The 13,362-nt window shown below is 44.1% G+C and carries 12 protein-coding genes; 9 read left to right on the top strand and 3 right to left on the bottom strand.

The annotated features are described in order from the left end of the window. The first annotated feature begins 41 nt into the window (after positions 1–41). Together ligA and ftn are read left to right on the top strand one after the other, a co-directional pair. Entirely contained in the window at positions 42–2,087 is a 2,046-nt protein-coding gene (gene ligA / locus E0H77_RS02365) for an NAD-dependent DNA ligase LigA (RefSeq protein ID WP_416240501.1), read from the top strand. Between the two features lie 240 nt (positions 2,088–2,327). Continuing rightward, complete coding sequence (ftn, locus tag E0H77_RS02360) at positions 2,328–2,792, top strand: heteropolymeric bacterioferritin subunit Ftn (RefSeq protein WP_004901792.1); 465 nt, start codon at positions 2,328–2,330, stop codon at positions 2,790–2,792. Between the two features lie 43 nt (positions 2,793–2,835). Here ftn and E0H77_RS02355 read toward each other — a convergent pair whose 3' ends face one another. From E0H77_RS02355 to E0H77_RS02345, 3 genes are all read right to left on the bottom strand, one after another. Beyond that, positions 2,836–3,399 (bottom strand): peroxiredoxin, encoded by a 564-nt coding sequence (locus E0H77_RS02355; protein ID WP_131374696.1) that lies wholly within the window; start codon positions 3,397–3,399, stop codon positions 2,836–2,838. Positions 3,400–3,492: 93 nt separating this feature from the next. Then, the gene (gene nadC, locus E0H77_RS02350) at positions 3,493–4,341 is read right to left on the bottom strand and encodes a carboxylating nicotinate-nucleotide diphosphorylase (RefSeq protein ID WP_131314938.1); all 849 of its coding nucleotides are present in this window, start codon (positions 4,339–4,341) and stop codon (positions 3,493–3,495) included. A gap of 296 nt (positions 4,342–4,637) precedes the next feature. Then, complete coding sequence (locus E0H77_RS02345; RefSeq protein ID WP_131374694.1) at positions 4,638–5,588, bottom strand: NUDIX hydrolase; 951 nt, start codon at positions 5,586–5,588, stop codon at positions 4,638–4,640. Between the two features lie 271 nt (positions 5,589–5,859). On the opposite strand from E0H77_RS02345, the gene nadA reads away from it, so the two are divergent. From nadA to bioD, 7 genes are all read left to right on the top strand, one after another. Further along, on the top strand, positions 5,860–7,011 hold the full coding sequence (gene nadA / locus E0H77_RS02340; protein ID WP_165491483.1) for a quinolinate synthase NadA: 1,152 nt from the start codon (positions 5,860–5,862) through the stop codon (positions 7,009–7,011). Next, positions 6,986–8,557 (top strand): L-aspartate oxidase, encoded by a 1,572-nt coding sequence (gene nadB / locus E0H77_RS02335; protein WP_131374692.1) that lies wholly within the window; start codon positions 6,986–6,988, stop codon positions 8,555–8,557. Before nadA ends, nadB begins: the two co-directional genes overlap by 26 nt. An 88-nt stretch (positions 8,558–8,645) precedes the next feature. After that, positions 8,646–9,374, top strand: a complete 729-nt coding sequence (locus E0H77_RS02330) for an alpha/beta fold hydrolase (RefSeq protein WP_131374690.1) — start codon at positions 8,646–8,648, stop codon at positions 9,372–9,374. A gap of 80 nt (positions 9,375–9,454) precedes the next feature. Continuing rightward, positions 9,455–10,750, top strand: a complete 1,296-nt coding sequence (gene bioA, locus E0H77_RS02325; RefSeq protein ID WP_131374688.1) for an adenosylmethionine--8-amino-7-oxononanoate transaminase — start codon at positions 9,455–9,457, stop codon at positions 10,748–10,750. Continuing rightward, the gene (locus E0H77_RS02320; protein ID WP_131374686.1) at positions 10,737–11,894 is read left to right on the top strand and encodes an 8-amino-7-oxononanoate synthase; all 1,158 of its coding nucleotides are present in this window, start codon (positions 10,737–10,739) and stop codon (positions 11,892–11,894) included. Before bioA ends, E0H77_RS02320 begins: the two co-directional genes overlap by 14 nt. Next, complete coding sequence (gene bioC / locus E0H77_RS02315; protein ID WP_131374684.1) at positions 11,885–12,661, top strand: malonyl-ACP O-methyltransferase BioC; 777 nt, start codon at positions 11,885–11,887, stop codon at positions 12,659–12,661. The genes E0H77_RS02320 and bioC overlap by 10 nt, the downstream gene beginning before the upstream one ends. Then, positions 12,658–13,305, top strand: coding sequence for a dethiobiotin synthase (gene bioD, locus E0H77_RS02310; protein ID WP_004901772.1), 648 nt, complete (start codon positions 12,658–12,660; stop codon positions 13,303–13,305). The genes bioC and bioD overlap by 4 nt, the downstream gene beginning before the upstream one ends. The last annotated feature ends 57 nt before the right edge of the window (positions 13,306–13,362 follow it).

Raw genomic sequence — 13,362 nt, 5'->3', positions numbered from 1 at the left:
CAGGGTGGACTATGTCCGCCCTTTTATATGGTGAATTTTTTATGGTGGATACAACCGCAGTCATTGCGCAGATGCGACAACTGATTCAAATTCTGGCAAAACATAATCATGCTTATTATGTGATGGATCAACCCAGCATTTCAGACAGTGAATACGATCAACTCTTCCATCAACTCAAGGCATTAGAACAGCAATATCCTGAACTGACTCAGCAAGATACTCCAACCCAGAAAGTAGGTGGGCAGGCACTGAGCAAATTTGAAAGTGTGACTCATGCTGTCCCCATGTTGTCGCTTGGCAATGTATTTAACCAAGAAGATTTATTCGCTTTTGCACGTCGTGTTGAAGAACGTTTGCCAAATCAAGACGTTTTGTATGATGTGGAGCTAAAACTGGATGGTCTTGCGATTTCTTTGTGGTATGAACATGGGATTTTAGTCCGTGGTGTAACTCGTGGTGATGGCGAAACAGGTGAGGATATTACCCAAAATGTCAAAACCATTCGTAATCTACCTAAATTTTTATACAGCACAGACATTGAAATTCCAGAGTTGCTCGAAGTCCGTGGCGAAGTATTAATGCCAAAATCGGGTTTTGAAAAACTTAATGCTGATCAGCAAGCACATGGTGAAAAAACTTTTGCCAATCCACGTAATGCTGCGGCAGGCAGCTTGCGTCAGCTTGACCCCGAAATTGCTTCATCTCGTCCTTTGGCATTTTATGCCTATGGAATTGCGCAGTGCGAGCCACAGCATGGCTTGGCATCGATGCATGAAAGTTTGGCATGGCTGACCAAAATAGGCTTTGAAATCGCTGAACGTCAATTTTTATGTCAGTCGATTCAGGAAGTTCAAGAAAAATATCAGCAGATTCAGCAGGAACGCCCCGATTTATCTGTCGAAATTGATGGTATGGTCATTAAAGTCGACAGCCTGAAACAGCAACAGCAATTAGGTTTTTTAAGTCGTGAACCACGCTGGGCAACTGCCTATAAATTTCCTGCGGTTGCTGCACTAACGACAGTTGATCAAATCGACTGGCAAGTTGGGCGTACAGGGACATTAACGCCTGTGGCACGCTTAAATCCTGTGTTTGTTGGTGGAGTGACGGTCTCGAATGTGACTTTGCATAATATCGGCGAAATTCACCGCTTGGATGTTCGTGTAGGCGATACCGTGAGTGTCTATCGTACAGGGGACGTTATTCCAAAAGTTGAAAAAGTCTGGCCTGAATTTCGCCCAAATGACGCGGTAGAAATTGCGCTGCCAAGCCAGTGTCCAGTCTGTGATTCGCCTGTAGTCATGCCAGAAGGTGAGGCTTTGGCGCGTTGTTCAGGTGGTTTGTACTGTGCGGCACAGCGTATTGAAGCCATTCGTCACTTTGTTTCGCGTAAGGCACTGGATATTGAAGGCTTGGGTGATCGTTGGGTTGAGTCTTTACTTCATCTGAATTTGCTCAATGACGTGTCTGATATTTACCAGTTGCATCAACACCGCGAGACGATGCTTGGCATTGAAAAAATGGGTGAGAAATCAGTCCAAAATCTGTTTGATGCGATTGATGCCAGCAAGAAAACCACACTGGCGCGTTTTATTTATGCACTAGGAATTCGTGGTGTGGGGGAAACAACTGCACGGATGCTTGCCAATACCTTTCAGACTTTTGATGCTTTGCGTCAAGCCGATATTGAAACGCTAAAGAAAACCCCAGATGTTGGTGATATTACTGCAGAATGGATCGTGGATTTCTTTCAGGCACAGCATAATATTGAAGTAGTGGAGCGCCTGCTGGATGCTGGTTTGACATGGGATGCACCTACTGCGCCGACACGCCAACCCTTAAATGGTGAAAGCTGGGTGCTGACAGGAACATTGCAGCAATTTACGCGTGATCAAGCCACTCAAATGCTACAGGCACTCGGTGCGCGTGTGAGTGGTAGTGTGTCAAGTAAAACAAAATGTGTAGTTGCAGGTGAAAAAGCGGGCTCCAAACTGGAAAAAGCTGAAAAACTTGGCATACAGGTCATGAGCGAATCTGAATTTCTAACCTTAATGGCTGAATATGGCCAGCAGATCATTCCTGAATAAAAAGCAGATTGGTTTTTGATGACAGAATGTTGAAATTTGTAACTTCAGCTGCTGTGCAAATAAGCCCTTAAAAATACTTAAGGGCTTATTTTTAGATTAGAAAATAAGCCAAGTTAAAATATAAATGCGTATGTTTCTCATTTTAATGTTATGAAAAATCATATACTTATAAATCTTAATTTTTGCTTTTTTACTATAAACCTTGCATACTAAAGTTTATCTTCACAGGAGAAATTCACCATGCGTGGCAATCCAGAAGTCATAGACTATTTAAATATGTTGATCGGTGGCGAACTGGCTGCTCGTGATCAATACCTGATCCATTCACGTATGTACGATGATTGGGGTTTAAGCAAAATCTACGAACGCATTGATCATGAAATGCATGAAGAAGCATCGCATGCGGATGCCATTATTCGTCGTGTGCTATTTTTAGGTGGCACACCCAATATGCAGCGAGACGAGGTTGATGTTGGAACCGATGTGGTGAGCTGCCTAAGAGCTGATCTTGCACTCGAATATCATGTGCGTGAAAAATTGGTTCAAGGTATTAAACTTTGCGAAGAGAAAGGCGATTATATTAGCCGTGACATGTTGCGTCAGCAGTTGTCAGATACCGAAGAAGACCATACTTACTGGCTGGAAAAACAAATGCGCCTGATCGAACTGATCGGGCTACAAAATTATATTCAATCGCAGATTTAAACGATTCAACGATAAAAAAGCAGCCTCGATGGCTGCTTTTTTTTTATGGGTTAAATTTTTGTATGTCTTGCAAAACCTGCGCGGCATGAGTTTGCGTATCGACACTGGTATAATGATAAACAATTGTACCTTTCGGGTCGATCAGGAAGCTTTCGCGCTTGGCAATCTGCATAAAACCTAAATTCCGAATAATGCCGAACTGTTTGGCAAGAGTTTGTTGATGGTCTGCCAAAATAGGAAAAGGCAAATTCAGTTTTTCAGAAAATTTTTGATGTGATTTAACATCATCTAGACTAACACCCAAAACTACGGCATTGCTTTTAATAAACTGCGGGTAAAGGGCTTTAAATTGGTTGGCTTCTTGAGTGCAACCTGGTGAGTTGTCTTTCGGGTAAAAATACAGGACGACCCATTGACCTTGATACTGAGATAATTGATGCCACTGACCTTGTTGATCTTGTAATTTGAAGGCTGGTGCTTTTTGTCCGACCCATTGTTTTTGAATTGCGGTGAGTAAATTGTCACTTTCTTTGGCAAGAACGAAAGGACTCAATGTTATTAAACCTGCAACAGTACAGCTGGCAAAGAGTGTATGCAAGACGGTCATAATCTCACTCTAAATGACATGATGTCATCCATTCTAGAGGATATGCGATAGCTTGCAACGCCTAATTTTTGTTACAAGCTATCTTGACTTAAGTTAAAGGTAATCTAAGCCAATATCCAAATAACGTGCGCTATGGGTGACATAGCCAAGTGCCAAGAAATCGACGCCTGTTTCCGCAATACTTGGTGCAGTTTCTGGGGTAATTCCGCCGGAGGCTTCAGTTTGCGCTTTGCCTTGACACATTGCCACGGCTGTACGTAATTGCTCAAGGCTCATATTATCTAGCAAAACTAAAGATACGCCTTCTTGCAAGACTTGTTCGAGCTGTTCAAGCGTATCCACTTCAACCTCAACAGGAATTAAATGTCCTGCATAAGCTTTGGCACGCTGAATAGTTTGAATAATGTCACCACCTGCCAGCGCAATGTGGTTGTCTTTAATCAAAATCGCATCATCAAGTCCCATACGGTGGTTGCGTCCGCCGCCGACACGCACTGCATATTTTTGAACATCACGCAAACCAGGAATGGTTTTACGGGTACAGGTAATTTTTGCAGCCGTATGTGAAATACTGCTTTGCAGTTCATGTGTGGTGGTGGCAATGCCACTTAAATGGGTCAGAAAATTTAAAGCAGTACGTTCAGCACTCAAAATTGCTCGTGCATTACCTCGAATACTGGCAATGATGCTGCCTTTGTTCAAGACATCTCCATCTTGCAGTTGTGCTGTAAACTCAATTGCTGGGTTCATAAGTGCAAAGGCAAGGCGGGCCAGTTGAACACCACAAACAATTCCAGATTCACGGGCAATAATATGTAATTCAGTACTTTGCTGTGAGTCGATTGTTGCTTCGGAAGTAATATCTCCGCGTCGTCCCAAGTCTTCCCTTAATGCGGATTGAACCAGTGGTTGAATTAACACATCTGGCAATGCATAACGCATGACGAATCTCTCCAATATATGCTCAAACGGAGTATATATTGTTCACTATCTAACACGCAAATATTAATTTTTTGGCTTAAAAAACGGCATAATTTTGATTTTTGTAAAAAATATTAATTTTTTTTGAATAATTGATAAAATTTAAAGTGTAGTGTTTTGAGAATTTTTAATTTATTTCAATGCTTTATCTATTTTTGATTGGGTTGGATTTTTTGAAGTTTGGGATTTATGCTAATTTTGAGTTAAATAGCAAATTTTCTTGGTTTGCTATTTAACTAGTGATCAAAATTAGAAGCTTAGTTGTTCATAATGGGAAGTTTATAGCCTGAAAGTAAACTTTCTTGTAAGACATTTTCTTTAAAACGGTAAAGTTGTGCAGGGCGACCACGCTCTGGAATAGCTTCTTTGCCTGTAGGTTCAACTAAGTTTTGGTTGTGTATCAGGCGACGGAAATTCTGTTTATGTAATTCCACACCGCTGAGCGCTTGAATACTTTGTTGTAATTGATACAAAGTAAACTCGGGTGGCATTAACTCAAAAATCACTGGGCGGTATTGTAATTTAGAGCGCAAACGTGACATGGCTGTGGCTAAAACACGACGGTGATGGTTATGCATGGCTTTACCTGTAATCGATTCAGGCAGGCGACCATCATAGTATGGCGATTCGGCAATTAGCCCGACTTCATACATGAGCTCGTAGCGGAGTAAGGTGTTTTCTTCCAGCCAATCGTAATTGGAGAGTCCCCAGCATAAATTCATGCGTTGTTGCCGTGCTTGGCGCAGGTATACAGAGGCGGCAGAGTCTACCCAGTTTTGAATTTTAGGCAAAATTTTCTGACAAACTTGTTCCGCATCTTTACTACGACGATCTTCCCATGGGAAGTACTCGTACCAGTCATGCCATTTTGCTGCGAGTTTTAGGTTTTGTTCATCGACTTCTTTTACCAGTCCTAAGTAACTAATGTATACCACAGGATGCCCAGAGTCTTGCGAGCGTTTGATGTCGACAAAGGTATACAGTTGTTCCATATACCCCAAAGGTTGCTCGGTTTGTTGTTGAACCCAAGCACGTGCACCTGCTTGTAATGAATGGTGAATTGGGGTCAGTGGCCCAAAAGGTAAAAGTGTACCATCTTGAATAGTGAGTACCCGTGCGGAAAAGTTGGTCACCGCAATTAAAACGGCAACCAGTTCAGTCGCGGTTTCCTGGGACGTAGAAAGTTCTAAATGGACATGTGACTGCATCTTTGGTCTTATCTTTGTTGCTATCGGGTTCATTGTATGAGAAATATTGGATGAAACAAAATCCTTACGTATATTCTCTAAGCAGTTTTGTTATATAAAAAATAAATATATAAACAACAATCATTTATGGGTGATTATACTCTTTTTGAGCAAAAAGAGTTTGAATTTATATACTCATTGTGAGCATAATTGTGCGCATATTGATTGTTGGAATGCCGTTATGAAGGAACATTTGGCTAGCTATCCTTATGAAAAGCCAAGCTTGGATTATATGCAGACACATATTGAGTTTGCAGCTGAGGCGCAGCAAAGCAATGCCTGTACCTTGCATGAAGCATGGGCAAAAGTGCCCGCAGCATTAAATGCGACAGAAATTCAACAATACCAAGAACAAATTCGCGAACTTTTAAAACAGCATAACGCTGTGATGGTAGCGCATTACTATGTTGAACCTGAGTTGCAAGATTTAGCCTTGGCAACAGGTGGCATGGTCGGCGACTCACTAGAAATGGCAAAGTTCTGTAAAAATCACCCTGCCGATACTTTATTGGTGGTGGGCGTGCGTTTTATGGGAGAAACTGCCAAAATCCTCAGCCCGCAAAAAACGGTACTCATGCCTGATTTAGAAGCGACTTGTTCTCTAGATTTGGGTTGTCCAGCCGATGAATTTAAACAGTTTTGTGATGCGCATCCAGACCGTACAGTAGTGGTCTATGCCAACACCAGTGCGGAAGTCAAAGCACATGCGGATTGGGTGGTAACGTCATCTATTGCGATTGAAATTGTTGAGTATTTGCACAGTCAGGGCAAGAAAATCATTTGGGGGCCTGACCGTCACCTTGGCCAATATATCCAAAATAAAACAGGCGCAGACATGCTGCTCTGGCAAGGTTCATGTATCGTCCATAACGAGTTTAAGGGCATTGAACTGACGCATCTAAAACAGCAGCATCCTGAAGCGATTGTACTGGTGCATCCAGAATCACCTGCTGAAGTTGTGGCTCAAGCCGATGTGGTGGGTTCAACCAGTAAATTACTCAATGCTGCGGTACAGCGCCCAGAGCATGAGTTTATTGTGGCAACCGATCAGGGTATTTTGCACGAAATGCAAAAACAAGCTCCACATAAAACCTTTATTGCTGCACCCACAGCAGGCAATGGTGCAACTTGTAAATCTTGTGCATTTTGCCCGTGGATGGCCATGAATGGTTTGGCAGCTTGTGCAGAAGTTTTACGCAATCAAAGTCAGCAAGTTCAACTTGATGCCGCGCTGATTGAAGAAGCACGAGCACCAATCCAACGGATGCTAGATTTCTCTGAAGCCTACAAAAACTACCATCAACAGCAACAATTGGGTGCGGGTTTAGCCCAATTTCAACAATGGCTGGCAACGCAACATGAAGCAAAATATTCAGCATTATGATGTTTTAATTGTTGGGGCAGGTCTAGCGGGTTTAACCGTTGCCCTGTCCTTGCCTGAACAGTTCAAAATTGCCTTACTCGCAAAACAGGATTTAAACACCTGTTCCAGCAATATGGCACAAGGTGGTATCGCTGCGGTACTCGATCCGCAAGACACCGTTGCTGAACATGTTCAAGATACATTAGTCGCAGGTGCGGGACTCTGTCATGTGGAGAATACCACCCACATTTTATCCAATGCTGCCGCTGCAATCGACTGGTTATGCCAGTTTGGCGTGCCATTTACTTCGCACAATCAAAATTTACATTTAACCCGTGAGGGTGGGCATGGGCAGCGTCGGATTGTGCATGCTGCTGATCATACAGGTTGGTCAGTCACGCAAACGCTGCAACAGCAACTGGCTGCAAAAAGTAATGTAACCTGTTTGACTGAACATCGCTTACAGCAACTGTATGTTGAAGATCAGCGTTGCTATGGTGCCGAGTTACAGGATGCAGAGCAGCAATCTGTACAAGTTTTTGCCAAATATGTGATTTTAGCCACTGGTGGTGCTGGGCAATTATTTGAACTGACCACCAATCCAGCAACGTCAACAGGCGATGGCGTGGCACTGGCATGGCAAGCAGGTTGCCGTGTGGCAAATCTGGAATTTATCCAGTTTCATCCAACTGCATTGGCACTCAAAGGCAGTGAAACCTTTCTGATTTCTGAAGCGTTGCGTGGCGAAGGTGGTATTTTACGTAATCAGCAAGGCGAGCGTTTTATGCCTGCCTATGATGAACGCCTAGAACTTGCACCTCGTGATATTGTGGCACGTGCGATTGCCGATCAAATCCAGAAACAGCAGCAACAGCCAGTTTTGTTGGATATGACTCACTTGGAAAAAGCTTTTATTACCGAGCATTTTCCATCGATCTATCAGCATTGTCTTGAGCAAGGTTTAGATATTAGTCAGCAGCCAATTCCTGTTGCACCTGCCGCGCATTATGCTTGTGGTGGTGTGTTAACCGATGCGATTGGGCATACCGATATTGAAAACCTGTTTGCGATCGGCGAAGTGGCATGTACAGGTTTACATGGCGCGAACCGTTTAGCCAGTAACTCATTGCTTGAATGTATGGTGATGGGGCGTGATGTTGCACACGCGATTGTTCAGCAAGATGAGTGGCAAGTCCCGAAAGCTGAAGCGGAACTGGTGCAACCAGATTTCACAGTTGTTTCTGCACAGTTTGAACTGGAAGATGATTTTGATGTTGCAACATTGCAGCAAAAAATGACCCAGTATTTTGGTATTCAGCGTGACTTTGCAGGTATGCAGTATTTGTATGCACAGCTCAATCACTGGTGGCTCATCACCGAGCAGCAATATCCAATGCTTTTGACTGCAATGCTGATGGTGCATAGTGCCTTACAACGTCAGGAAAGTCGCGGAACACATTTTAATCGTGACTGTCCGCAGACCTTGGCTGAAGCAAAAATGAGTATGATCGCTGCTCCTGCTCAGCAAGCCGTACCACAGCCAGAGGCAACCTCTTTAGTGTGCTAGTCACGCTAAAAATGGTAGATCTTGCACATCGATCATAAAAGCTTTGTCTTATACTGCTACGCATATTGTTGTAGATGAGAACAGAGCGATGCCAAAGGAAATCTTGCTGATTACAGGTTGGGGTGTAGGAACTGCACCCCTGATGCCATTGCAACAGGCATTACAGCAAGTTGGGCATCGGGTGGAACTGGCGGATATTTTTGACTGGTTTGACCCTACTCAAAAACACCAGATGCTTGCCCGTGTTGCTGAAGTGGATGTCGTCATCGGCTGGTCACTAGGCGGACAATTGGCACTGTTACTGGTCGATGCCTATCAACAACTCACAGGACAGCAAAAAATACTCATTAGCTTGGCGAGTAATCCGTGTTTTGTGGTACAAGAAAACTGGTCTTGTGCCATGCCTGAAACTGAATTTACTCAGTTTTTCCAAGCCTTTCAGCAAAATCCTCAAGCGACTCTCAAGCGTTTTTATCTGAACATTTGTCGTGGTGATGCACAGGCGAAACAGCACTGGCTCACTTTGCAAAATACTGCCAATCCCCCAGAAAATGAGTTGTTATTGCAAGGCTTGATCCTGTTGCAGGATTTAAACTTGGTCGATAAATGGTTGCAATATGCCAATTCGGCTTGTTTTATCTTTACCGAACAGGATGCAGTTGTTCCTTACCAGATTTTACAAAAAGTCCCTGATTTTTCTGCTAAAGCAGCACATATCACGATGTTGCCAGAACTAAGTCATGCCTTTCCTGTGACCCATCCAGTGCTTGCCGCTGAACAAATTTGTCAATTTCTGACTGAAGCGTCGTTTGCCTGAATTTGACTGATCTGGCAATGGCATCCATGCCAGAAACGGATTAACATCAGTGCCATTGATGTTAAAAAAGGTGGTTTTGGATGACAGATTTATTTGATGCACAACACTTATGGCATCCATATACATCAATGATTAATCCATTACCCACATTTAAGGTTAAGCAAGCTTTTGCATCGACCATTGAACTGGATGATGGTCGTCAACTTATCGATGGTATGTCGTCTTGGTGGTGTGCGATTCATGGTTACAATCATCCTGTGCTGAATCAGGCAGTCACCGATCAGTTACAACGCATGTCACATATCATGTTTGGTGGATTTACCCACGACCCTGCGATTGAGCTGGGTAAGGCACTGCTTGAAATTGTGCCGCCATCGCTAGATAAAATCTTCTATGCAGACTCGGGTTCGGTGTCAGTTGAAGTTGCACTGAAAATGGCAGTGCAGTACTGGACAGCGCAAGGGCAGCAGCAAAAAACCAATTTTATTACCACGCGTTCGGGCTATCACGGCGATACATGGAATGCCATGTCGGTCTGTGACCCTGTTACGGGTATGCATCAGATTTTCGGTTCATGTTTGCCGATTCGTTATTTTGTTCCAGCGCCGCAAAGCCGTTTTGATGGTGAATGGGATGCTCAGGATATTGCTGAACTGGCGCAAACCTTGGAGCAGCAGCATCAAAATATTGCGGCACTGATTATTGAGCCGATTGTACAAGGTGCAGGCGGGATGCGTTTTTATCATCCTGAATATTTGCGCCAAGCCAAACTGCTTTGCCAGAAATATAATATCTTGCTGATTTTTGATGAAATCGCCACAGGTTTTGGGCGCACAGGTAAACTCTTTGCATGGGAACATGCGGGGGTCGAGCCTGACATTATGTGTATTGGGAAAGGTCTAACGGGCGGTTATATGACACTGGCTGCAACCTTGACCACGCGACATGTAGCAGAAACCCTTTCCAAAGGCGAGGCAGGCGTGTTTATGCACGGCCCGACCTTTATGGCAAACCCATTGGCATGTGCGGTGGCAGTGGCGAGTACTAGATTGTTGCTTTCCCAAGACTGGCAAGCCAATATTCAGCGTATTGAACAACATTTAAAACAAGGCTTGGCACCACTTGCGGACTTGGAACATGTTGCTGATGTCCGTGTGCTTGGCGCAATTGGTGTGGTAGAACTCACTGAAGCGGTCAATATGGCAAGTTTGCAACAGCAATTTGTCGCGCGCGGGATTTGGGTGCGTCCATTTGGCAAACTGGTGTATCTGATGCCGCCTTATGTGATTCGCCCCGAAGAATTAGAATTTTTATTACGTGAACTCAAAGCGGTGGTCGCAGAAATAACCTCAGGAGAAGCGAATGTCCCTGCTTGAACACTATGCAGTACAGCTTGACCAGTTAAAACAACAAGGCAACTATCGCCAATTTACCGAAAACCGTCAGCACGGGCAGTACATCGAAATTGCAGGGCAGCAGATGCTGAACCTGTCATCCAATGACTATTTGGGACTTGCCGCAGAAGTAAATTTACGCGAGCAGTTTTTTGCCCAGTATCCAGTAGCAGAGTGCTATTTAAGCAGCTCGTCATCGCGTCTGCTGACAGGAAACTTTCCCGAATATGCCGACTTGGAGCAAAGTCTTTCTCAGGCTTTTTCTGGGCGTGCGGCGCTACTGTTCAATAGTGGCTATCATATGAATGTCGGGATTTTACCTGCGGTTGCAGACAGTAAAACCCTGATTTTGGCAGACAAACTGGTACATGCTAGTATGATTGATGGCATTCGTTTGAGTGCTGCCAAATATGTACGTTATCGTCATAATGATTTGCAACATTTACACAGCCTGCTTGAAAAATATCACGATGATGCCGAGATTGAGCGGATTATTGTGGTGACTGAAAGTATTTTCAGTATGGATGGGGATGAAACCGATCTAACGGCATTGGTGGCGATTAAACGCCAATTTGCCAAAGTCATGCTGTATGTCGATGAAGCCCATGCGATTGGCGTGCGTGGTGCACGTGGCTTGGGTTGTGCAGAGCAGCATCACTGTATCGAAGAGGTTGATTTCTTGGTCGGTACATTTGGTAAAGCCATTGCTTCAGTCGGTGGCTATTTGCTGTGTGATCCGATCATTAAAGCCTATTTGATTAATAGCATGCGCCCGCTGATTTTTAGTACCGCTTTGCCGCCTGTGAATATTGCATGGACGAAATTTATTTTTGAACACATGCAAGGTTTAACTGCTGAGCGTCAACATTTGGCACAGACCAGTCATTATTTACAGCAGCAAGTCTTGGCACGTGGTTATGACAGCCCATCGACCACGCATATTGTGCCGATTGTGATTGGTGCGAGTGATCAAGCCGTTGCGAAAGCTAAAGAGTTACAGCAGCATGGTTTTTATGTCATGCCTGTACGCCCGCCAACAGTTCCGAAAAATGCTGCGCGGTTACGGGTGTCGCTAACGGCACAAACCCAGCAGGACGCGCTTGAAGCCTTGGTACAATGGTTGTGAATCAGATGACTTCACTCGATAAAAGCGTGATCCAGCAGCGTTTTGCCAAAGCCCGTGAAACCTATACGCTACAAGCTGTGGCACAGCAGCAGATCTGTGAACATCTGGCGCAGTTAATGCAACAGTTTTGCCCTGAGCAGTTGCCGCGAATTTTCGAAATCGGTTGTGGCTCAGGGACACTGACTCGCTTGTTACAGCAACAGTTTGCTGTACAGCATTATGTCGTCAATGACCTGTATGCTGAGGTAATAGAATTTTTCCCTGAACAGCAGGTTGAGTTCTGTATCGGTGATGCTGAAAAACTTACCTTTCCAAATGCACTTGCGGCGGTGGTGTCGAGTTCTGCATTGCAATGGATGCAGGATTTATCGGCTGTTTTTGCGAAAATTCATGCTGCTTTAAACCCGCAAGGCTGGTTGTGTTTTTCAACTTTTGGTTCAAAGAACCTATGGCAAATCAAGCAATTGATTGGTCAGGGCTTAGATTACTATTCATTAGAACAGTTACAAACTTTGCTTGAACAGCAAGGTTTTGAAGTGATGCATGCTGAACAGGAACTGATTGAACTTGAGTTTGCGCAGCCACGTGATGTGCTGAAACATCTGAAAGCTACAGGCGTCACCGCAACCAATCGTGACTTTGCATGGACAAAGCAGCGTTTGCAGCAGTTCTATGCAGATTATGCACAGCTCAAATCAATACAGTCACAACAGCAGTATCCACTGACTTATCATCCTATTTATATCATTGCTCGGAGGTTGACATGAGCGCCCAAATTTATTTTATCAGCGGTATTGATACAGGAATTGGGAAGACCTTCGCCACGGGATTTTTGGCGAAAACCTTGGCAGAGCAACAGCAAAAAGTCATTACCCAGAAATTGATTCAGACGGGCAATGTTGATGTGTCTGAAGATCTGGAAAAGCACCGTGAAATCATGGCGACAGGCTGGTTGCCAGAAGATCATGAAAAGCTGACCATGCCTGAAATTTTTACTTATCCTGCATCGCCGCATTTGGCCAGTGAACTGGATGGACGTGAAATTGATTTTGCCAAAATCAATGCCGCGACTGAAACTTTGGCACAGCGCTATGACGTCGTGTTACTGGAAGGTGCAGGTGGTTTAATGGTGCCTTTAACTCGCCGTTTGCTGACCATCGATTTTGTGAAACAGCAAGGTTATCCTGTCGTATTGGTGTCTTCAGGACGTTTGGGCAGCATCAATCATACATTACTGAGTCTTGAAGCCTTAAAAGCGCGTCAGATTCCATTGTATGCATTGGCTTATAATCTCAATGATGACTCACAAGATGAGATCATTGCCAAAGATACGCGGCAGTTGCTCAAAGCCTATTTGGCAGAACATTTTCCTGATACCGTGTGGATTGATGTACCTGTTCTAGTAGCGTGATTGCAAGTCAAAAAGATGAGTCATATGGCTCATCTTTTTTTGTGGCTGTTTTTAATT

The sequence above is a fragment of the Acinetobacter brisouioides genome (assembly GCF_004331075.1).
Lineage (GTDB): Bacteria > Pseudomonadota > Gammaproteobacteria > Pseudomonadales > Moraxellaceae > Acinetobacter.
The sequence above is the reverse complement of the archived record's forward strand: the minus strand, read 5'-3'. Positions and strand labels throughout refer to the sequence as shown.

Bases quoted from the DNA above. Each gene is read 5' to 3' on its own strand.
- ligA (WP_416240501.1), top strand. From the start codon at position 42: ATGGTGGATACAACCGCAGTCATTGCGCAGATGCGACAACTGATTCAA.
- ftn (WP_004901792.1), top strand. From the start codon at position 2,328: ATGCGTGGCAATCCAGAAGTCATAGACTATTTAAATATGTTGATCGGT.
- E0H77_RS02355 (WP_131374696.1), bottom strand. From the start codon at position 3,399: ATGACCGTCTTGCATACACTCTTTGCCAGCTGTACTGTTGCAGGTTTA.
- nadC (WP_131314938.1), bottom strand. From the start codon at position 4,341: ATGCGTTATGCATTGCCAGATGTGTTAATTCAACCACTGGTTCAATCC.
- E0H77_RS02345 (WP_131374694.1), bottom strand. From the start codon at position 5,588: ATGCAGTCACATGTCCATTTAGAACTTTCTACGTCCCAGGAAACCGCG.
- nadA (WP_165491483.1), top strand. From the start codon at position 5,860: ATGCAGACACATATTGAGTTTGCAGCTGAGGCGCAGCAAAGCAATGCC.
- nadB (WP_131374692.1), top strand. From the start codon at position 6,986: ATGAAGCAAAATATTCAGCATTATGATGTTTTAATTGTTGGGGCAGGT.
- E0H77_RS02330 (WP_131374690.1), top strand. From the start codon at position 8,646: ATGCCAAAGGAAATCTTGCTGATTACAGGTTGGGGTGTAGGAACTGCA.
- bioA (WP_131374688.1), top strand. From the start codon at position 9,455: ATGACAGATTTATTTGATGCACAACACTTATGGCATCCATATACATCA.
- E0H77_RS02320 (WP_131374686.1), top strand. From the start codon at position 10,737: ATGTCCCTGCTTGAACACTATGCAGTACAGCTTGACCAGTTAAAACAA.
- bioC (WP_131374684.1), top strand. From the start codon at position 11,885: ATGGTTGTGAATCAGATGACTTCACTCGATAAAAGCGTGATCCAGCAG.
- bioD (WP_004901772.1), top strand. From the start codon at position 12,658: ATGAGCGCCCAAATTTATTTTATCAGCGGTATTGATACAGGAATTGGG.